16 protein-coding genes and 1 tRNA gene are annotated in these 18,920 nt (G+C 67.1%); 5 read left to right on the forward strand and 12 right to left on the reverse strand.

Annotated elements, in window-relative coordinates:
• A partial coding sequence (locus tag D620_RS0104905) for a hypothetical protein (protein WP_233991977.1) occupies positions 1 to 286 on the forward strand: 286 nt, incomplete at its 5' end.
• Positions 286 to 537: a hypothetical protein gene (locus D620_RS0104910; protein WP_017664676.1), complete on the forward strand. Its 252-nt coding sequence runs from the start codon at positions 286 to 288 to the stop codon at positions 535 to 537. The genes D620_RS0104905 and D620_RS0104910, both read left to right, overlap by 1 nt.
• A 63-nt stretch (positions 538 to 600) precedes the next feature.
• Here D620_RS0104910 and D620_RS0104915 read toward each other — a convergent pair.
• Positions 601 to 677: transfer RNA gene (locus tag D620_RS0104915), tRNA-Arg, on the reverse strand.
• A gap of 61 nt (positions 678 to 738) precedes the next feature.
• Here D620_RS0104915 and D620_RS0104920 point away from each other — a divergent pair.
• Positions 739 to 1,632, forward strand: a complete 894-nt coding sequence (locus D620_RS0104920) for a queuosine precursor transporter (RefSeq protein WP_017664677.1) — start codon at positions 739 to 741, stop codon at positions 1,630 to 1,632.
• Here the strand turns inward: D620_RS0104920 and D620_RS0104925 are convergent.
• The 11 genes from D620_RS0104925 to D620_RS14710 form a co-directional block, all read right to left on the reverse strand.
• Complete coding sequence (locus D620_RS0104925) at positions 1,629 to 3,158, reverse strand: Ppx/GppA family phosphatase (protein ID WP_017664678.1); 1,530 nt, start codon at positions 3,156 to 3,158, stop codon at positions 1,629 to 1,631. The two genes, D620_RS0104920 and D620_RS0104925, sit on opposite strands and share 4 nt — an antisense overlap.
• Positions 3,155 to 5,311: an RNA degradosome polyphosphate kinase gene (locus tag D620_RS0104930; protein WP_026091960.1), complete on the reverse strand. Its 2,157-nt coding sequence runs from the start codon at positions 5,309 to 5,311 to the stop codon at positions 3,155 to 3,157. The genes D620_RS0104925 and D620_RS0104930 overlap by 4 nt, the downstream gene beginning before the upstream one ends.
• A 225-nt stretch (positions 5,312 to 5,536) precedes the next feature.
• Positions 5,537 to 6,553: a P-type DNA transfer ATPase VirB11 gene (gene virB11, locus D620_RS0104935; protein WP_017664680.1), complete on the reverse strand. Its 1,017-nt coding sequence runs from the start codon at positions 6,551 to 6,553 to the stop codon at positions 5,537 to 5,539.
• 5 nt (positions 6,554 to 6,558) lie between these two features.
• Positions 6,559 to 7,713: a TrbI/VirB10 family protein gene (locus tag D620_RS0104940; protein WP_233991979.1), complete on the reverse strand. Its 1,155-nt coding sequence runs from the start codon at positions 7,711 to 7,713 to the stop codon at positions 6,559 to 6,561.
• A gap of 37 nt (positions 7,714 to 7,750) precedes the next feature.
• Positions 7,751 to 8,557 (reverse strand): TrbG/VirB9 family P-type conjugative transfer protein, encoded by an 807-nt coding sequence (locus D620_RS0104945; protein ID WP_017664682.1) that lies wholly within the window; start codon positions 8,555 to 8,557, stop codon positions 7,751 to 7,753.
• Positions 8,554 to 9,780 carry a type IV secretion system protein gene (locus D620_RS0104950; protein WP_017664683.1) on the reverse strand — a complete coding sequence of 409 codons (1,227 nt, stop codon included), beginning with the start codon at positions 9,778 to 9,780 and terminating at the stop codon, positions 8,554 to 8,556. Before D620_RS0104950 ends, D620_RS0104945 begins: the two co-directional genes overlap by 4 nt.
• The gene (locus D620_RS0104955; protein ID WP_026091961.1) at positions 9,777 to 12,206 is read right to left on the reverse strand and encodes a VirB4 family type IV secretion/conjugal transfer ATPase; all 2,430 of its coding nucleotides are present in this window, start codon (positions 12,204 to 12,206) and stop codon (positions 9,777 to 9,779) included. Before D620_RS0104955 ends, D620_RS0104950 begins: the two co-directional genes overlap by 4 nt.
• 29 nt (positions 12,207 to 12,235) lie before the next feature.
• On the reverse strand, positions 12,236 to 12,547 hold the full coding sequence (locus D620_RS0104960) for a type IV secretion system protein VirB3 (RefSeq protein WP_017664685.1): 312 nt from the start codon (positions 12,545 to 12,547) through the stop codon (positions 12,236 to 12,238).
• 10 nt (positions 12,548 to 12,557) lie between these two features.
• Positions 12,558 to 12,869: a TrbC/VirB2 family protein gene (locus tag D620_RS0104965; RefSeq protein ID WP_017664686.1), complete on the reverse strand. Its 312-nt coding sequence runs from the start codon at positions 12,867 to 12,869 to the stop codon at positions 12,558 to 12,560.
• Positions 12,870 to 12,913: 44 nt separating this feature from the next.
• On the reverse strand, positions 12,914 to 13,543 hold the full coding sequence (locus D620_RS0104970) for a lytic transglycosylase domain-containing protein (protein WP_017664687.1): 630 nt from the start codon (positions 13,541 to 13,543) through the stop codon (positions 12,914 to 12,916).
• A gap of 177 nt (positions 13,544 to 13,720) precedes the next feature.
• Complete coding sequence (locus D620_RS14710; RefSeq protein WP_196795256.1) at positions 13,721 to 14,137, reverse strand: tetratricopeptide repeat protein; 417 nt, start codon at positions 14,135 to 14,137, stop codon at positions 13,721 to 13,723.
• A 320-nt stretch (positions 14,138 to 14,457) separates the two neighbouring features.
• Between D620_RS14710 and D620_RS0104980 the strand changes: the two genes are divergently transcribed.
• Positions 14,458 to 16,017, forward strand: coding sequence for a hypothetical protein (locus tag D620_RS0104980; RefSeq protein WP_017664689.1), 1,560 nt, complete (start codon positions 14,458 to 14,460; stop codon positions 16,015 to 16,017).
• A 120-nt stretch (positions 16,018 to 16,137) separates the two neighbouring features.
• Positions 16,138 to 18,909, forward strand: coding sequence for a TonB-dependent receptor domain-containing protein (locus D620_RS0104985; RefSeq protein WP_017664690.1), 2,772 nt, complete (start codon positions 16,138 to 16,140; stop codon positions 18,907 to 18,909).
• The last annotated feature ends 11 nt before the right edge of the window (positions 18,910 to 18,920 follow it).

An 18,920-nucleotide genomic window follows, 5' to 3' on the forward strand; every position in this document is an offset into this window, starting at 1 on the left:
CAGCCGGCGAGCAGGCCGTGGGCTCGACCATGTAATGATCAGCCATGACCAGAAAGCGGCGGTTGAGCTGGTCAATCTGCCGCGCCGTTCGCAGGTGATCCCCAATCACAAGCTAGCGGGCATGGGTGGGGGCACTCACGTTACGGTTGGCGTTGATCCCCGCACCGGCAACCTGATAGCCTTCACTGACGGCAGGATTGCCACGAACGCGCCTTCAGTTGCCAACCTCGGCGCGCAACAGGCACAGTTGATGGCAGCGCGCAGCGCTAGAAGGAGGGTGCGATAATGGAAGGGCGAACGGAAACTGACGCATGGCTGAAGGCGCTCACCATCGCCTTCTACGCCTTGTGCGACCAGCTAGAGCGCAAGGGGGCAATTAATCAGGACTTAGTGGCGGATGAAATGGCGCGCTACGATCCCGGCGATGACGACCGCCTCGCCGCCAATATGCAGGGAATTATGGCGTCGCTGCGCGCTCGCCCGTTCGCATTGCGCGGGCCGACGCTGGACGTGATCGAGGGCGGGAAGGCTGACTAAGTTACCCATGTGTAACCCAGCGCAATTGGGTAACATTCAAATTAGCTCTAACCCTTTGTAATTTGGCGCGCCCGGCAGGACTCGAACCTGCTGCCTCAAGATTAGAAGTCTCGCGCTCTATCCAGATGAGCTACGGGCGCGCGCCGGATGGGGCATTAGCGCGCTTTGCGTCCCAAGGGAATCGCGCTAACCGTTCCGGCGATGGAAAACACCGCCACGACGCAAAGCCCGCCCGATCCCGCCGCCGCCTTCGACCGCGATCCCGCAGACGGCATCCTCGCCACGGCCTACGCGCCGGCGACATTCCGCTTTTATGATCTGGTGATGGCGGGCTTCGTCACCATCCTGCTGCTCTCCAACATCATCGGTGCGGCCAAGCTGACCTTCGTGAGCGTGCCGTTCTGGCCGCAAGGCTGGTGGCCCGCACCCGACGGCACCTTCATCTACGGCGCCGGGATCCTGTTCTTCCCGCTGGGCTACGTGATCGGCGACGTGCTGACCGAGATCTACGGCTTTGCCAAAGCCCGCCGCGTGATCTGGGTGGGCACGGCGGCGATGGTTTTTCTGGCGTTCATGTCGTTCATCGTCACCGCCCTGCCCCCGTTTGCCGGTTGGGAGTGCGCGGCAAGCGGGTTCGGGGGTCAGCGTCCGCCCACCACGACCGCCGACTCCGCGATCCCTGGCGGGGCGATCTGCCAGATGACCTACGAAAGCGTGTTCGGCAGCACCTGGCGCATCGTCGCCGGATCGATCATCGCCTTCTGGGCGGGCGAGTTCGTCAATTCCTTCGTGCTCGCCAAGATGAAGGTCTGGACCAGGGGCCGCGCGCTGTGGAGCCGCACGATCGGTTCGACCTTCTTCGGGCAGGCGGTCGACAGCCTGATCTTCTATCCCGTCGCCTTCCTCGGCATCTGGACGACTGAGGCCGTGCTTACCGTGATGATCACCAATTGGGCGCTGAAGGTCGCGTGGGAAGCCGCGCTGACGCCGGTGACATACGTGGTGGTGAACCGGCTGAAGAAGGCCGAGGGCGTCGACCTCTACGACATCGAGACCGACTTCTCGCCCTTCGGCAGCGAAGAGAAGCGCGCCTAGAGCACGATCTGTTCGACGATATCGACCCGCCAGCCGAGCCCGAGCCGGCCGGCGAGGAGCTTCATGTCTTTCTCGGTCGGCTGGCCGAACAGCGCGGCGTGGCTGGCGGCAAGTTCGAGCACCAGCGCGCCCTCCTCGACCTTGAGGCGACTGACTTCGAGCGAGCGGGCCGACTGCGCGCCGAGCCTGCGCGCGAGCCACAGCGCAAGGCCCCAGCGCACCGCTTCCTCCAGCGCCTCCTCGCTGGCGAGCGCGCGCACTTCGGCGGGGAAGGCGAGCTGGTTGCCATTGGCCGCCACAGCCGCAGCGAGCATCGCGCGGCCCTTGCCATCGAGCCCGATCCAGCGCTTGTGCAGTGCCCAGTTGATCGCCTGCGGCAGCCGGATGTTGGGCTCGATCTGCATCGAGGCAAGCGCGAGCATGGTCGCTGCAAGGCGCAGCCGCTCGCTCCCGTGGTCGCGCGCGGGCGCGGCATCGAGGGTCCAGGCGGCCATCCGCGCCGCGAGCGTCGGCTGGGTCCCGCGCTGACTGGCGAACACCGCCACCCCGGCAAGCAGCGGGTCCTGCGTCCGGGTATGCTCGGGCAGGCGATCGTAAAGCAGCCCTTCACGCAGGCCCCAGGAGGAAAACACCACCCGCTCGGGCGCCAGTCGCGCCAGCAGCGCTTGCAGCAACACCGCGGCATCGGGGAGCTTTTCGGCGCGCATCGTGCTGATGCGTTCGCGGGTCCTGAGCGCGTCGGTCTCGCTCGCGGAAAGCGCAAGCGCCAGCTCCTGCGCGCCGGCGGCATCAAGCTCGAAGCCGTGCGGATCGCTCAGCGGCCAGCCCCTTGCGGCCATCGCATAAACCGCCATCGCCCGCCAGGTGCCGCCCACCAGATAGAGCGTGCCGTTATCCGCCGGGGGATTGGCGGCCAGATCCCAGCCGCCCTTGCGGATCGCCTTGTCGAGCGACTTCTTCATGTCGGTCCGGTTCTTGCCGCGATGTTCGGGCAGGCGCAGCGTGCCCAAGGGCAGCGAGCTTGCGTCCGCGCATGTCCCCTGTGCGACGCGCACCAGTTCGAGGCTGCCTCCGCCGAGGTCGGCGACGATCCCGTGCGCATCGGGAAAGGCGCCGATCACGCCGTGGGCGCTGAGCAGCGCCTCTTCCTCGCCCGAAATCACCCGCGGCTTCAGACCGATCGCGCGCAGTTCGGCGACGAATTCAGGGCCGTTGGCGGCATCGCGCACCGCTGCCGTGGCAACGGTCTCGATGTCCTTGATGCCCATATCGGCGAGCAGCAGTGCAAAGCGCCTCAGGCCGCGCAGTGCGAGCGCCATCGCCTCGTCCGCCAGCCGCCCCGTCACCGCGATCTCGCGTCCGAGCTTGGCGGTGACCTTCTCGTTCAGCAGCACCGTCGGCGCGCGCATGGTGCCGCCATAGACGACAAGGCGCACCGTGTTCGATCCGATGTCGATGATCGCACGCTCGCCCCCGGCGCCGCCCAGCGCGCCGTTGCGGTCTGCCCGCCGCTTGCCCCAGATCATGCCACCGCGCCCCGGCGCAAGCTGAGCTTGGGCACCGCGCCCGCCTCCAGCGATCCGCCGCGTCCCGACAACGACGGGTTGGTCATGAAATAGCGATGGCAGTTGAACGGCTTGACGCCCGCCTCGGTCTCGACCCGCGAATAGCTGCCGTCGGGATGCAGCCACCAGCTCTGCTCGCTGTCGAGCATGTTGGCGAGCAGCACCTGCTGGAGCACCTGATCATGGACCGTGCGGTTGAGGATCGGGATCAGCGTTTCCACCCGGCGATCAAGATTGCGGCTCATCATGTCGGCAGAGGCGATGAACACTGCGGCATGGGCGGATGGCATGGGGTGACCATTGGCGAAGGCATAGATGCGGCTGTGTTCAAGGAAGCGGCCGATCACGGATTTGACGCGGATGTTCTCGGACAGGCCGGCGATCCCGGGCCGCAGACAGCAGATCCCGCGCACCACCAGTTCGACCTGCACCCCGGCATTGCTCGCGGCATAAAGCCGGTCGATCACGCCTTCATCGGTCAGCTGGTTGCACTTCAGCCAGATCGCGGCGGGCTTGCCGTCCTGCGCATTGGCGATCTCGGTGTCGATGCGGTCGTAGATTTCCGTGCGCAGGTCGATCGGCGCGATGTGCAGCCGCTCCAGTGCGTGCGGTTCGACATAGCCGGTGACGAAATTGAACATCTTGGCCGCATCGCGCCCCATCTTGGCATCGGCGGTGAAGAAGGAGAGGTCGGTGTAGATCTTGGCGGTGACCGGGTGGTAGTTGCCGGTGCCGAAGTGGCAATAGGTGCGGAAGGTATCACCCTCGCGCCGCACCACCATCGCAACCTTGGCGTGGGTCTTCCAGTCGGTGAAGCCGTAGATCACCTGCACCCCGGCCCGTTCGAGCGCGCTCGCCCATTTGAGGTTCTGCTCCTCGTCGAAGCGGGCCTTCAGCTCGACCACCGCGGTGACCGATTTGCCGGCCTCTGCCGCCTCGATCAGCGCGCCGATCACCGCCGACTGGCTGCCTGCGCGGTACAGCGTCTGCTTGATCGCCACCACGTCGGGGTCGGCGGCAGCCTGCCGGATGAAGTCGACCACCACCTCGAAGCTTTCATAGGGGTGGTGGACGACGATGTCCTTCTCGCGGATCGCCGAGAAGGCATCGCCGTCATGCTCGCGGATGCGTTCGGGGAAGCGCGGGGAATAGGCGTCGAACTTGAGGTCGGGCCGGTCCTCGCGGACGATCTCGGCCAGCCCGTCGATGCCGATCATCCCGTCGGTCTTGATGAGCGCGGCCTCGTTGATGCCGAGCTGGTCGAGCAGCAGGCTTTCGGCCGCCGGATCGAAATCCTCGTCGATCTCGAGCTGGATGACCTGCCCCCGGCGGCGGCGCTGGATCGCGCTGCGGAAGGTGCGCACCAGATCCTCGGCCTCTTCGGCGATTTCGATGTCGCTGTCGCGCAGCACCCGGAACAGCCCGTCGCCTTCAATCGTGAAGCCCGGAAACAGCGCCTCGGCATAGCGCTGGATGAGCCGCGCGATCGAGATGTAGAGCGCCCCGCCCTTGCCGGACCCTGCGCCGGTCACACCGTCGGGCACGCGCACGAAGCGCGGCAGGGCGCTGGGGAGCAGCACCATCTCGATCAGCTGTTCGCCGGTCGCCTCGCGCTTGAGGGTGAAGAGCAGGCCCATGCCTTCGTTCTGGACGAAGGGGAACGGGTGCGCCGGATCGAGCGCCTGGGGGGTGATGATCGGCAGGATTTCATTGAGGAAATAGCGCCCCAGCCACTTGTGCACCTCGGGGCTCACGCGTTCCTCGTCGGCGACGTGGATGTCGGCCCCGGCAAGCCCGGTGCGCAGCTGGCGCCAGATCGCCTGCTGGCGCTGCGAGAGGATCGCGAGTGTCTCGCGGATCGCGGTCAGCTGCTGGGCGGGCGAACGCCCGTCGATCGAGGGGGCATCGAACCCGCGCTGCACCTGGCCGACGAGGCCGGCGACGCGAATCATCATGAATTCGTCGAGATTGCTGCCCGAAATCGACAGGAACCGCAGACGTTCGAGCAGCGGATAGGCCTCGTTGCAGGCCTCGGCCAGCACGCGCTGGTTGAACTGGAGCCACGAAAGCTCGCGGTTGAAATAGGGGGATTCGTCCGGCCCCAGAACCGCCATCTGGGTTGTGCCCGCCGCAGCGGCCGCGGGCGCGGGATCTGTGCCGGTCGGTGACGTGCTCATCGCTTCCCTGTCCTGCGCGGTGCCGCCTGTGTGCGGGCCGGGCTTTGTCCTGCGCGCCATGATGCGCCGGGCGCGCATGTGTTCGCAAGCGGCTTACGTGTAAATGCGGATGCGGGGATTGTCACATAATCGTCAAGCAGTTCGCACCGGCCAGCGCGAATATCAAACAAGCGAGCGGCTATCCGCGATTGCGGTGATCCCGCGCTTGCCGTTGGCATCGCGGCCGAGCTGGACGATCACGTCGATGACGCTGGCGGCATAGGCGATGGTGTCCGAACGGGTCAGGCCGATGCCGGTCTGCATCACCATCAGCGAGAGCTGCTCCAGCGCGCCCCGCAAGGAGTTGGCGTGGATCGTCGAAAAGCTGCCGGGGTGGCCGGTGTTGATCGCGCGCAGGAAGCTGACGCTCTCGCTCCCTCGCAATTCGCCCAGCACGATGCGATCGGGACGCAGGCGGAGCGCGGCCTGGAGCAGTTCGTTGGCGGTGACCTTGGCCTCGCCGAGTTCGCCCTTGACCGCGACCAGCCCGACCGCGTTCTCACCCGGGAACCGCAGTTCGGGCGTGTCCTCCACCAGCACCACGCGTTCTTCGGGCGGAATTTCGCCGAGCATGGCGTTCAAGAAGGTGGTCTTGCCGGTGCTCGTCCCGCCCGAGATCAGGATCGTGCGGCGCGCGCGGATCGCGGCGCGCAGGTAGGCGATCGGCTGGGCCTGCGGATCGGGCAGGTCGAATTGCATCTCGCCGACCAGCGGCCCGGTGTCATAGGCGTCCAGGGGCAGATCGAGCCGGCGATGGCGGCGGATCGCCATGACCCAGTGCTTGCGGCTGGCGGGGGGCCCGCAGAATTGCACGCGCGCGCCATCGGGCAGGGTTGCGCCCAGCAAGGGGTGTTCGCGGTTGATCCCCTGGTGGCTGACCCGCGCGACCTGTTCGGCAAGGCGCTGTACCAGCCGGTCATCGATCTCGGGCGTATCGAGCCGCTGCATCCCCGGGCTGGCGGCGTCCTCGATCCACACCTCGCCCGGGCGGTTGACCATGATCTCGGTCACGGTGTCGCGTTCGAGCCAGCGGCGGAAGGGCGCGAGATAGGCGTCGAGATAGACGCTGCGCTCGGGCGAAAGCGGCGTGCTGGCCGCCGTGCCCTCCGCCGCTTCCAGCCGGTGGATGTCCGCGGCCATGGCCGTCAGCCGCCGACCGCGGTGAAATCGAGATCGCGCGCGGTGTAGACGCGGATCGGCTCGCCCGCGCGCACCTTGATGGTGGGGCTGATCGGGCCCTGCGATTGCACCGCCGAATTGGCCGCGTTCTGCGCGCTGCTGCCGAGCAGAGCGCCGCCGATGCCGCCGGTCGCCACCGCGCCGAGGCCGCCGACCACCGACAGCAGCAGGCCCGATCCGAAGCGCTTGAAGAAGTGGCTGTTGACGTCGCCCTCGATCCCCGTCGCCCCGTCGAAGCTGACCGCCGGCGAGGCGAGGTTGACCGACACGCCATCGGGCCGGATCAGGCGTGTCCAGATCACGTAGGCACGGCGCTGGCCCTGCTCCACCCCGGCGCGGTACTGGCCGATCAAGCGCGAGGAGCGCGGGACGAGCACGCGCTTGCCATCGAAGCTGCGCACGTCCTGGTTGACGACCGCGCGGACATAGCCGGGCACATCGGTGTTGATCGCGGTCTCGAGGATCGCGGGGATCAACGTGCCCTCGGTCACGGTGGTCGAGGGGTTGGCCATCGCCCGCGCCTGCGCGGGCGCACCGCCGACGCCGCCGATGCTGCTGGCAAAGGCCGATGCGCCGCCGGTGCCGCCGACGCCCGCTGCGGGGGTTCCCGGCGGAGGCGCCGAGGGTCCTTCGGCCAGGCGCAGGCCCCGCGCCGATCCGCCATCGAACACCGTGATCGGGCTGTTGTACGGATTGGCCGCGGGCACGCTCATCGCGCCCGGATTGCCCGAATAGACCGGCATCGGCGCAGGATCGGCCTGCGGCACGACCGGCACGGCACCCGGCTGGACCTGCGCGGGATCGGTCACCGGCTGCAACTGCACCGGCGCCTGCTGGGCCGCCTGCGGTGCAGTGACGGCGGGGTTGCCGATGCCCTGCGGCTCGGCGGTGCGCGCGGCGTTCATCGCCCAGAAGGTCACCGCGCCGAGCAGACCGACCACGGCAACGCCCGCGGCAAGGCCCGCACCGTCACCCTTGGCCTTGCGGTCGGTGACCGCGGGGAAAGCCGCGCGGCTGGCAAGATCGATGATTTCGGCGCTCTCGCGGGTGCGCGGATCGACCGCCCCGTCATTCCCGTCTCCGCCACCCTTCTTGGGGGGCAAACGCATGGCCAGACGCATCAGATGCTCTCCTTGGCAGTTCGTATCGGTTGAACGGTCATTGCTTGCCCTTCCCGCGCGGGCCGGACAGCGCCGCCTGCCGCGAGGACGGCGGCATCGGGCCGGTGTTGGTGAGGGTCGCCGTGTCCTTGCCCGAGCGCAGGATGATCTGCGCGGGCACCCCGTCGACGACAACGGTATCACCGCGCGGCGTGTAGTTGACCGGGCCCTCGTCGCCTTGTGCATTGGTGATGAGGATCGCGGGGATCGGCGCACCGGGCGCCCAGGTCAGGAACACCGACTGGCCATCGTCATAGGTGCGCGCGGGCAGCAGTTCGGGCGAACCCGCGCTTGCCCAGGCGAAGTTGAACTTGGCCGGATCGGGGGCGGCCGCCGCGGATGGCTGCGGCTCGGCGGCCGCGCGGATCGCCTGCGCCTCGGCCTCGGCGATCGCGGCAAGGCGCGCTTCCTCGGCGGCCCTTTCGAGTTCGGGATAGCGGAATTGGAGAACGTAAAGCGCGTCGGCCCTGGGGCTCGCCACCAGGTCGAACAGGTAGGTCCGCTTGTCGGTCACCACCGTCATGTTGGTGCGCGCGGCAGGCTCCAGCGGCTTCACGAACAGGATCGTCTGCGCCTTGTTGGGCTGCACCTGCCAGGCCGCGCTGTCGCCGATCGCGACGTTCTCGATGATCTCGTCGGGGGCGAACTTGATGGTGGTCTGGACCTTCACGCGGCCATCGATGCGGACCACGGCATCGGCATTGTAGACGAGCGTCTGCAACCGGCTGTCCTGCGCGGCGGCAGGGGCGGCAAGGGGGCAGGCGAAGGCGAGTGCGAGGCCCATGAGGAGCGCGGCGCGGGTCATTGGTATGTCTCCGAAGGCGTCGTCGGCTTGGGGGCGGGCGCGGACGGGCCCGAGGCAGAAGTGGAGGTGGAGGTGGAGGTGGAGCGGAAGCGGTTCCCGATACCGCGGGTGCGCGCCGGGGCAGCGCCCAGCGCCGCCGCCTGCCCGCCCGTGCCGGTCGCAGCGATCACGCGGGTTTCGCGCGCCGCGCCGCCTGCCGCATCGGTGTCATTGGCGACCACCACCTGCGGCGGCGGGGCGACATCGGCACGGCGCGCGGTTGCAGCAGCGGCGACGGCCGGGGCGATGTTGGTATCGCGCGGCGCGCCGGCCGGGACCTGCGGCACGGCGACGGGGCGCGGGCCTTCGGCGGGGCGCTCGCGCTCCTTGCCCGGCACCAGGCCGAACACCTGCCAGCCGGCCACCATCGTCGAGGCGACCTTCAGCGCCAGCAGCATCAGCGCGACATGCACCGCGCCGATCAGGAAGAACGCCATCGCTGCTTGCTGGTCGATCTTGCCCGGCACAGCGACCAGCGCGGCGAGCACGGGGACCGAGATCTCGAGCATGATCGATCCGCCCAGCACCGCAAAGAGCGGCGCCAGCGCCATCATCGTCAGCCCCTTGAGCCAGCCAGTGAACAGCCCGCGCGTGCCGTCGAACAGCGCCATCACCACGAAGATCGGGCCGAGCGCGAGCAGCAGCGCCAGCGCAATGCGCGCGGTGACCAGCATGCCGACCGTGCCGAGCAGCAGCAGCATCGCCCCCAGCCACATCATCCCGGGCGGCGAAAAGGCGCTGATGTTGGAGGTATCCCCGCTCGCCTGCTGGATCGCGAGGAACACCACGTCGAGCTTCTGCGCGAAGACCATGGTGGCGGATTCGTTCTGCGTGCCCGTCAGGATGCCGGCGATCTGGTCGGGCCCGCCGATAAAGATGTTGTAGAACACGCTCGAGAAGGCGACGAAGCTGGTGGCGAAGGTCAGCACCAGCCCCAGCGTCATCATCTTCGGGACAAGCGCGCGCACCGAGATGTTCGAGCGGCCGAGCATCAGCGAGATGCCGAAGAAGCCCACGTAGAGCCCCAGCAACACCGTCAGCGCGAAGGCGAGCTGGCCATCGTCGCCGAACAGGCGGTTGAAGGCCTGTTCGCTGACGCCGCTGGCGATGCAATCGACCGCCGTCAGCGCCGCCGAAACGCCGGTGCCCATCGCCTGCGCGGCGGTATCGCAGCTCGCGCTCATTCGGCGGCCTGCCACATGGAGTCGTCTTCCGGGTCACCCGGACCGTCCGGCCACGCCCTCCCGGTTAGCGGCGGATACCAGGCCGAGGGCGAATCGCCGACCGCCTCGCGCAGCAAGTCGAGCCGCCGCACCGCGCTTTCGCGGCCCGACAGGATCGTCAGCACTTCCGGCGCGCCCGACAGGTCGAGGCGCACCACCACCGACGCATCGGGCTGGCGCACCAGGAAGCAGCGCGAATGCGCAGGGAGGCTGCGGATCAGGGCGAATTCGTGGGCCGTGAGGCCGAAGCCGTCGCAGTAATCCTCAGGCCGCGCGCGGCTGTTGGGCATGAACACCATCGTCGCGGTCTGCTCGACCAGTGCGGTCGCAATGCGGCTGTCGAGCGCGTCGCGCGCCGACTGGGTGGCAAAGCCGACCAGCGCATTGCGCTTGCGCAGGGTCTTGAGCCAATCGCGGATGCGCGCGGCAAAGACCTCGTCGTCCAGCGCCTTCCAGCCTTCATCGATCAGGATCATCGTCGGCAGCCCGTCCAGCCGCTCGTCGATGCGGTGGAAGAGATACATCATCGTCGGTGTGCGCAGGCGCGGGTTTTCGAGCAGCGCGGTCATGTCGAAGCCCATCACCCGGGTTTCGAGATCGAGCCGGTCGGCGGCATTGTCGAACAGCCAGCTGTGCTCGCCCTCACCGATCCACGCACCAAGCCGGTCCGCAAGGTCGCCCGGCTTGGGACGGCGCGCGCCTGCCAGCAGCTCCTTGAAGTGGCGCAGGCGGCGCAGCGAGGGATCGTTCGCGTAGGTCGCATCGACCGCGGCCGAGAGCGTCGCGAATTCCTCGGGCCCGTCGGCCTTGAGCAGCACGGCGAGCCAGTCGCGCAGGAAGGCGCGGTTTGCCGGCGTGTCCGACAGCGCAAGCGGATTGAACCCGGTCGGCTCGCCCGGCGCGATGCGGTCATAGCGCCCGCCGATCCCGCGGATGAACAGCTCCGCCCCGCGATCCTTGTCGAACAGGATGGTGCGCGGTTTGAATTTTTGCGCCTGCGCGGCGAGGAAATTCATCACCACGGTCTTGCCCGAGCCGCTCGGCCCGATCACCGAAAAATTGCCGAGGTCGCCGTGGTGGAAATTGAAGAAGAACGGCGTCGCGCTGGTCGTTTCCAGCAGCGTGACCGCATCACCCCAGTGGTTGCCGGCAGCCTGCCCCAGGGCAAACCCGTGGAAGCTGCCGAAACCGGCCATGTTCGCCGAGGAAATCAGCGCGCGGCGCACGATATACTCCTCGTTCCCCGGGAACTGCGCCCAGAAGGCGGGTTCGAGGTTGGTGTCCTCGCGCACCGCGATCGCGCCGGTATCCGCGAGCGCGGCCGCGCAGGCGGCCATCGCGTCGTCGAGTTGGGGAAGCGTGGCGGAGCGCACCAGCACGGTCAGGTGATGATCGCCGAAGCCCACCGCCCCGTTGCCGAGCAGATCGCGCGCGGCGAGCATGTCGGCGCGTTCGGCCGCGGCCTCCTCGTCCACCGAGCGCGAGCGGCGCAGCGCGAGGTCGATCCGCTCCTTGGCCGTGGTGCGCTCGTTGGGCGCGTAGCTTTCGGTGACGACCATCTCGTAGGGCAGGCGCAGCAGGTTATCGAGCAGGCCGGGCGAGGTCGCCTCGGGGTAATCCTTGAGGCCGAGGATGGCGGCGAAATCGGGCGCGGCGCTGCCGCGCAGCTCCATCGCATCCAGCCCGAAGCTCGCGCGGCGATAGGGCAGCATGTGGCCGATATCGGTCTCGGGGCTCGGCCGGCGCACCGGGCGCATCTCGCCGTTGTAGAGCGCGGAGAGCAGTTCGAGCATTTCCGAATTGGTGCCGCCACTGGCCGAGCCGGGTGCCTGGTAGTCCCCCAGCACCGCCGCGCCGTAATTCTGCAAGGATGCGACCAGCCCGGTGATCGCTGCCTTCAGGCTGCGCAGGTCCTTGGGATCGGCCTCCGGCTCGTCCTGTCCGGCGCGGCTGAACATCTTCGAAAGGCGCTCGGGCAGCCCGGTCTTGCCGCGCGCGGGCCGGCGGATCAGGGTGACGAACTGGTCATTGATGAACAGCGATCCGCCTGCCAGCCGCTGCTTCCAGCGCGCATCGATATGCCGGCTGAGCGCATCGGGGAACTCCGCGTCCAGCTCCACCTCGACCCGGCGGCGGATGACGTGGTGATACATCACGAAGCGCGCATCGAGCGTCGAGCGCAGCATCACCTCGCGCGTGGCGGCGTGGGCGTTCAGGGCATCGCTGTCCTCGGTCTCGAACAGGAGGCCGGGCACCTGGATCGCGCTCATCACCGAGCCATCGCGCAGCAGCACGGTGTTCTCGTCGACAAGGCGCGCATAGGGCAGGCGGTCGCCGACGCGGGCTTCCCTGGCGCTCCACGCGGCGGCTCCGATCCACTTCACCATGAGGCCCACCTTACCATGTCAGGATGTCCTTAAGGCGCATAGGAGTTGCACCCCCAGCGCTTGAAATTGGGCACGCGCGGGCACTTCGAAACCTTGGTGATCCACAGGTCGAAGATGCGCGGCTCGCGCAGGGATGCGAAATAGCCCACGCCGTGCATCACCGCCGGGATCAGCAGGAAGCCGAGCAGGAAAAGCCCGTTCTGGATCAGCAGGTTGCGCAGGATCAGGAAGGCGATTGTCGTCACCATCATGTTGATGATGAAGAAGTTCATCGTCACGCCCGCGAACATCTGCGGGCGGGTGAGCGCGCGGTGCACCGGGTTGCGGACGAGGTCGCTCATCAGACGCCCTTCAGCCTGCCGCGGCCTGGATACCGGCGACGATGGTGGTCGCGCCGAACAGGATGAAGACGCCGATGATGACGGTCGCGCCGAAGCGCCAGTTCATCCGGCCGGTGAGCATCATGAAGCCGATCGCGGCCACCGCCATCACCGCGATGGTGGTCGCCACCGTGCCGAGCAGCGTGCCCTGGAGCCACAGCAGCGCATTGTTGATCGGGCCCGAACCGGCCGGGTCGGCATTCTGCGCGAAGGCAGCGCTGTGCGCCGAGACAAGCGCAAGCGCGGCGGCGAGGCGGGCGGGGATACGGAATTGCGACATCATGTCTTTCCTGGTTTTCTCACATAGCGGTGCGGCGGCGCGGACGATCACCGGCCCGGCGCGCGCGCATGGTTGGACAGCCGCCCCATGATGGCGGCGACATATTGCTTCGTTTCGCGGATATTGGGAACGCCGCCCGAACGCTCGACCCGTCCGGGACCGGCGTTGTAGGCGGCGAGCGCCTTCTCGATATCGCCGCCGAACCGGTCAAGCTGTTCGCGCAGATACCGCGCCCCGCCCTCGAGATTGGCGAAAGGGTCGCGCGGGTCGACCCCGAGATAGCGCGCGGTGCCCGGCATCAGCTGGGCAAGGCCCTGCGCGCCGACGGGCGAGACCGCGTTCTCGTTCCAGCGGCTCTCCTGCCACACCACCGCTTCGAGCAGCGCGGACGAGAGGTCGAAGCGGGCGGAAAGCTCGGCGATCTTGGCGGCGTATCGCTGCGGCACCCCGGCAGCGTGGCGCGCGGGATCGGCGATGGCGTAGTCGGGGACGCCCGAAGCCCCGGCGAGCACGGGCAGATCGGCGGGCCCGGCGGCATTCGCAGGCGCGGGCGCGGCGTCCTGCCCGGCGAGCGGACCTGCCACCCAGCGGGCACCGCCAGCGTCCAGTTCCAGCACATCGGCGCGCGCCTGGCCTGCATGGCCGAAAGCAAGCCCGGCACCTGCAACAATTGTCATGACGCGGCAAGCCGCGGCGAGAATCATGTCTCGGCCCTCCAGAGTGTCCCGCTTTGTCTATCCTAAATGACAGACAGGTGACAGTACGAGGAAAGCCCCGGGGCGATGGCAGCGGATAGCCGGGACCCATCCTGCCGCTTTTTCGCGCAGGTGTGTCCCGGGCTCCACATCAAAGGATCATTGATCGCGCAGGCTCAGCTGGCCGGTCACGGCGCCAGCGCTGCGGAATTCGCCGCGATCGAGCATCTTGAGCGCCTTGCGCGCCAGCCGCCGCGAATCGGTAGCGGTGCCATCGGCGGTATCGAGCTCGATCACTTCCTCGTAGGCCAGCGCCTGTCGGAAGGCCTCGCGGGCGCGAACCTCGTCTCCGGTCTGGGCATAGGCGATGCCGAGATTGATCAGCACCGCGGCATCCTGCGGATCGGCGGCGCTGGCCTTCTGGAGCGCGGGAATGGCCTGTTCGGCGCGGCCGGCAGCGATGGTGCGCGCAGCGAGTTCGGGCGCGGCGTCGGGCGCGAGCTGCGCGGCGCCCGAGGGGGCGCCGGGAAGCGGGTTTGCAGCGGCAAGCGCCAGGGCAAGGAAGGCAACGGACATCGGCATGACTCCTCTTCAGCAGACACGCATGATGCCTGCGTCGCGGAGGGAATGCAATATAACTGTAACATTGGCTTTTATTTGTAATTTGATGGGCTATGTATCTGTTTTTGATAGATATTCATGTTACACGGGACAGGCCATCGCGGACTGTCCCATGGCGGAGGTTGGTCATAATAGTCTTTCTTCGGTCATATTACAGCAAATGCCACGCGGCTGTCATGCTGCAAGAATTCTGTCACGAACACCTCCTAGCGAGCCTCCAGCGCCTACCAAGATGCGCCTAACTCGATTCTCGGCTCAAGAGGGGACCCACGCTCGTGAAAAACATCCAACGCACTCTGATCCTGGGTTGCAGCCTGGCCGCTCTGGCGGGTTGCGGCGCAGACGAGATCGTCTCGCCCGGCACCGGCGGCAACATCATCATCAACAATCCGGCGCCCACCCCGACTCCGACCCCCACCCCGACGCCGACCCAGACCCTGGTCACCCCGGCTGCCGGCTGCCCGACCATCAACTCGACCGGCGGCCTCACCGACAGCGGCACCATCTCGGGCCCGACCGGCACCTACCGCGTTTGCAGCCTGCCGGCCGTGATCAACGTCAGCGACACCCTGCCCTACATCCAGGGTCTCCTCTACGCGCTTCCGGGCCGCGTCGACGTTGGCGTGGACCGCGGCTTTGCGAGCACCGGCAGCACCGTCACCCTGACCGTCGCGCCGGGCGTGATCGTGTTCGGTTCGACGGGTCGTTCCTACCTGCTCGTCAACCGCGGCAACGCGATCCAGGCCAACGGCACCGCCGCTCGTCCGATCGTCTGGACCAGCCGCGACAACGTGCTCGGCCTCGCCGATGACACCTCGATCGGCCAGTGGGGCGGCGTGGTGCTGACCGGCCGCGCGCCGGTTTCGGATTGCAACAGCGGCGGCGTGAACACCGCAGCCAACCCGACCAACAACGCGACCTGCCAGCAGTCGCTCGAAGGCGAGCCGGTGACCGTCAGCTTCGGCGGTGGCAACTCGGCCGACAGCTCGGGTTCGTTCACCTTCAACCAGATCCGCTACTCGGGCTTCAGCCTGGCACCGGGCAACGAATTGCAGTCGCTGACCACCGGCGGCATCGGTTCGGGCACCACCATTGCCAACCTCATGTCGTTCAACAGCTCGGATGACGGCCTTGAATCCTTCGGCGGCACCGTGCGCATGCGCAACGTTGCCGTAATCGGCCACGACGATGACGGTCTTGACGTCGACACCGGCGCGCAGTTCGATGCGCAGTATGTCGTGGTTGCCCAGCGCAGCCTCGGCGACAACCTGATCGAGCTCGACTCGCCCGACGGCGCGGCGACCCCGATCGGCGCCCTGCCGCAGACCGTGATGCGGGTGTCGAACTTCACCTTCATCGAGCGTTCGACCAACAACGACCAGGTCGTGCGTGCCCGCGGCGGTGCCAAGCTGGTGCTCGCCAACGGCGTGATCGACACCAACACCGAAACCTGCGTCCGCATCGACGAGGCCGCCACCCAGGCCGCCGGCCCGCAGTTCAACAGCGTCGTCGGCGATTGCGATCCGGCTGCGCCGGTCCGCGGCACCGCCAACGACGCCACGACCAACGCTGCCGTCGCCAACGCCTTCGACAGCAACTCGAACATCGCCTTCACCATCACCCTCACGGGCTTCGTGAACGGCACCGGCGAGAACGGCCGCACCGCTTTCAACGCCAACACGCTGTCGACCTTCTTCGAGACCACCACCTTCATCGGTGCTGCGAACGATGCGGCCGCCGCCAGCGCGCGTTTCGGCAGCTGGACCTGCAACTCGGCGACGCTGACCTTCGGCGGCACCACCAACCTGTGCAACAGGCTCCCGGTCTACTCCTGATCGCGCCTTTCGAAGTAAGGGGAGGCGCCGCACCTGCGTGCGCCTCCCCTGTTTCGTAATACCGGCCGCCCGTCGGCCAAATCGTTCAAAAAAGGCCTATTCATGAGGGGGTCTAGCATTATGTCGACCGGCAAGCGCCTGGCAGGGCTGCTGCTTCTCACCACGTCGCTCACGTTTCCGGTAGCGCTTCACGCGCAGGATGCCGAGCCGACCGACGCGCAAGCCGAAGAGCAGGCGGGCGATCCGCTGGCCGGCGACGTCCAGACCACCGAAGAACAGGCGATCGAAGATCCCGAGATTTCGGTCCCCGGCGGCGAGATCGTCGTCACCGGCCGTCGCAACCGCAATCCCGAACGCAATTCGACCCAGGTCCTCAACGTCCTCACCGAAGCCGACATCGCCCGCACCGGCGAAAGCGACATCGCCGGCGCGCTGAACCGCGTCACCGGCCTGTCGGTGGTCGGCGAGGGCCGCGTCTTTGTGCGCGGCCTTGGCGACCGCTACTCGCTGGCACTGCTCAACGGCCTCCCGCTGCCGAGCCCCGAGCCGCTGAGCCGCGTCGTCCCGCTCGACATCTTCCCGACCAGCGTGGTCGCCTCCAGCCTCGTGCAGAAGACCTATTCGGCCAACTACCCGGGCGAATTCGGCGGCGGCGTGATCAACCTCACCACCAAGGCCGTTCCGCTCGAGGATTATTTCGACATCTCGTTCAGCGGCAGCGGGGACACCGAGACCACGTTCGAGAACGGTCTGACCTATTTCGGCAGCCGCTGGGACACCTTCGGCTTCGACAACGGCAACCGCGATATCCCCTCGTTCCTCCAGCAATATTTCGACAGCGGGCTGCGCCTCGGCGATCTGCCGGTCAACTACAGTGCGACCAACCCCGCGCAGCTGACGCAGGAAGCCATCGCCGCGCAGCTGCTGCCGACCAACCTCGTCACGCTCCAGCGGCGCAGCCGCCTGCCGGCCAACTTTTCGGCCAATGCCACCGGCGGCCTGTCGATCGACCTGTCCGACGACATGACCTTCGGCATTGTCGCCACCGCAGGCATCCGCAATACTTGGCGCAACCGGTCGGTGATCAGCCAGGTCGGCAACACCGACCTGACCGCGCTCAACGAAGATTACACGACCTTCGTCACCGACAACAAGGTGCTGGTCAACGCGATGCTCGGCTTCGGGCTCGACTTTGGCGAGCACAAGGTGCGCTGGACCAACCTCTACATCCGCGACACCCTCAAGACCGCGCGTCTCCAGCAGGGCACCAACTTCACGCTGGGCCTCGACGGCTTCGATGTCGCCAACCAGCAGACCGCCTGGTTCGAACGCCAGCTGGTCGACACGCAGCTGGTGACCGAGCTGGATTTCGACGCGCTCAAGGTCGACCTGCGCGCAGGCTACGCCCGCACCGACCGCGAGGCGCCCTTCAACGCCAACATCCGCTATACCCGCACCAACCGTGCGGATAGCCCCTTCGGCAACTTCTTCGTCGCCTATTTCAACCAGGAATCCGACACCGGCGTCTCGACTGTCGCGTTCGAGGATTTGCAGGAAGACCTGTATTTCATCGGCACCGACGTGTCCTACGAGCTTGCCTCGGGTCTCGATCTGACGGTCGGTGGCACCTATAACGACACCGCCCGCGCTTCCTCGAACCGCGAGTTCCAGCCGCGCATCCAGGCCGATATCTCCAACCCGGTGCTCGGCCCGCTCGGCCCGTCGACGATCCCTGCCCTCGGCCTGCGCCGTCCGGGCGACATCATCAACGGGGCGACCATCGCCGGCTATGAAGTGTCGCTGACCGAAGTCACCGACTTCCCGGCCTTCGATGCCGCGCTCAAGGTCTATGCCGGTTACGGGCAGGTCCGCTGGCTGCCGACCGAGACGATCACGATCGACGCCGGCGTGCGTTACGAAGATGCCGAACAGACGGTCGCGCTCGACCAGACGATCTTCAATACGCCGATCACCAACTCGATCCCGACCAATCTGAACAACAACTACTTCCTGCCCGGCGGGACAGTGACCTGGCAGGCGACCGACAAGCTGCAACTGCGGCTTGCGGCCTCCAAGACCATCGGCCGCCCGCAGTTCCGCGAACTGGTCGAACAGACCTACTTCGATCCGGAATCGAACCGCCGCTACCAGGGTAACCCGTTCCTCAACGACACCGAGCTGCTCAACCTCGAAGGGCGCGCGGAATATTACCTGACCTCGAAGAACCGCCTGACGCTTGCCGGCTTCTACAAGAAGCTCGACAATCCGATCGAATCCTTCGTGTTCAGCCAGTCGGGCTTCGGCAACCTGCTGACCAGCTTCGCGAACGCGCCTGCTGCCGATCTTTACGGTGCGGAAGTCGACCTGTCCTACGGGATCGACCTCTACAATGCGGGCGGGTTCTTCGAGACCAAGCAGATCCTGATCCTCGCCAACTACACCTACTCGAAGTCGAGCCTGTCGGTCGCGGCGGGAGATCTGACCTTCCACCCGCTGGGCGGTCGCCAGACCGGGCAGCTCGCTGCCAACCAGCTGTTCCGCGACGGCGCCCCGCTGGTCGGCCAGTCGGACCACCTCGCCAACATCTCGCTCGGGATCGAGGACACCGAGAAGGTCCAGCAGCTGACGCTGCTCGTCAACTACGCCAGCAAGCGCGTGGTGAGCCGCGGCTTCAACCAGCCCGACGTGATCGAGAACCCCGGCTTCACCTTCGATGTGGTGGGCCGCACCGATATCAGCCTCGCCGGCCTCGCGCTCGAGCTGAGCCTCGAGGCGCGCAACATCTTCGGGCGCGACCACCTCGAATTCCAGCAGCTCGGGACGAACCGGGTGGAGTTCAACACCTATCAGGTGGGCACGTCCTTCTCGGTGGGCCTCAAGGCGCACTTCTGATCCGGCGCTGA

Origin of the sequence: Porphyrobacter sp. AAP82, from assembly GCF_000331285.1 — a bacterium.
Lineage (GTDB): Bacteria > Pseudomonadota > Alphaproteobacteria > Sphingomonadales > Sphingomonadaceae > Erythrobacter.

Excerpts from the sequence above, each read along its gene's own strand:
- D620_RS0104925 (WP_017664678.1), bottom strand. The coding sequence starts at position 3,158 with ATGATCTGGGGCAAGCGGCGGGCAGACCGCAACGGCGCGCTGGGCGGC.
- D620_RS0104910 (WP_017664676.1), top strand. The coding sequence starts at position 286 with ATGGAAGGGCGAACGGAAACTGACGCATGGCTGAAGGCGCTCACCATC.
- D620_RS0104970 (WP_017664687.1), bottom strand. The coding sequence starts at position 13,543 with ATGACAATTGTTGCAGGTGCCGGGCTTGCTTTCGGCCATGCAGGCCAG.
- D620_RS0104950 (WP_017664683.1), bottom strand. The coding sequence starts at position 9,780 with ATGAGCGCGAGCTGCGATACCGCCGCGCAGGCGATGGGCACCGGCGTT.
- D620_RS0104985 (WP_017664690.1), top strand. The coding sequence starts at position 16,138 with ATGTCGACCGGCAAGCGCCTGGCAGGGCTGCTGCTTCTCACCACGTCG.
- D620_RS0104960 (WP_017664685.1), bottom strand. The coding sequence starts at position 12,547 with ATGAGCGACCTCGTCCGCAACCCGGTGCACCGCGCGCTCACCCGCCCG.
- D620_RS14710 (WP_196795256.1), bottom strand. The coding sequence starts at position 14,137 with ATGTCCGTTGCCTTCCTTGCCCTGGCGCTTGCCGCTGCAAACCCGCTT.
- D620_RS0104965 (WP_017664686.1), bottom strand. The coding sequence starts at position 12,869 with ATGATGTCGCAATTCCGTATCCCCGCCCGCCTCGCCGCCGCGCTTGCG.
- D620_RS0104940 (WP_233991979.1), bottom strand. The coding sequence starts at position 7,713 with ATGCGTCTGGCCATGCGTTTGCCCCCCAAGAAGGGTGGCGGAGACGGG.
- D620_RS0104955 (WP_026091961.1), bottom strand. The coding sequence starts at position 12,206 with ATGGTGAAGTGGATCGGAGCCGCCGCGTGGAGCGCCAGGGAAGCCCGC.
- D620_RS0104920 (WP_017664677.1), top strand. The coding sequence starts at position 739 with ATGGAAAACACCGCCACGACGCAAAGCCCGCCCGATCCCGCCGCCGCC.
- D620_RS0104930 (WP_026091960.1), bottom strand. The coding sequence starts at position 5,311 with ATGGCGGTTCTGGGGCCGGACGAATCCCCCTATTTCAACCGCGAGCTT.
- virB11 (WP_017664680.1), bottom strand. The coding sequence starts at position 6,553 with ATGGCCGCGGACATCCACCGGCTGGAAGCGGCGGAGGGCACGGCGGCC.
- D620_RS0104945 (WP_017664682.1), bottom strand. The coding sequence starts at position 8,557 with ATGACCCGCGCCGCGCTCCTCATGGGCCTCGCACTCGCCTTCGCCTGC.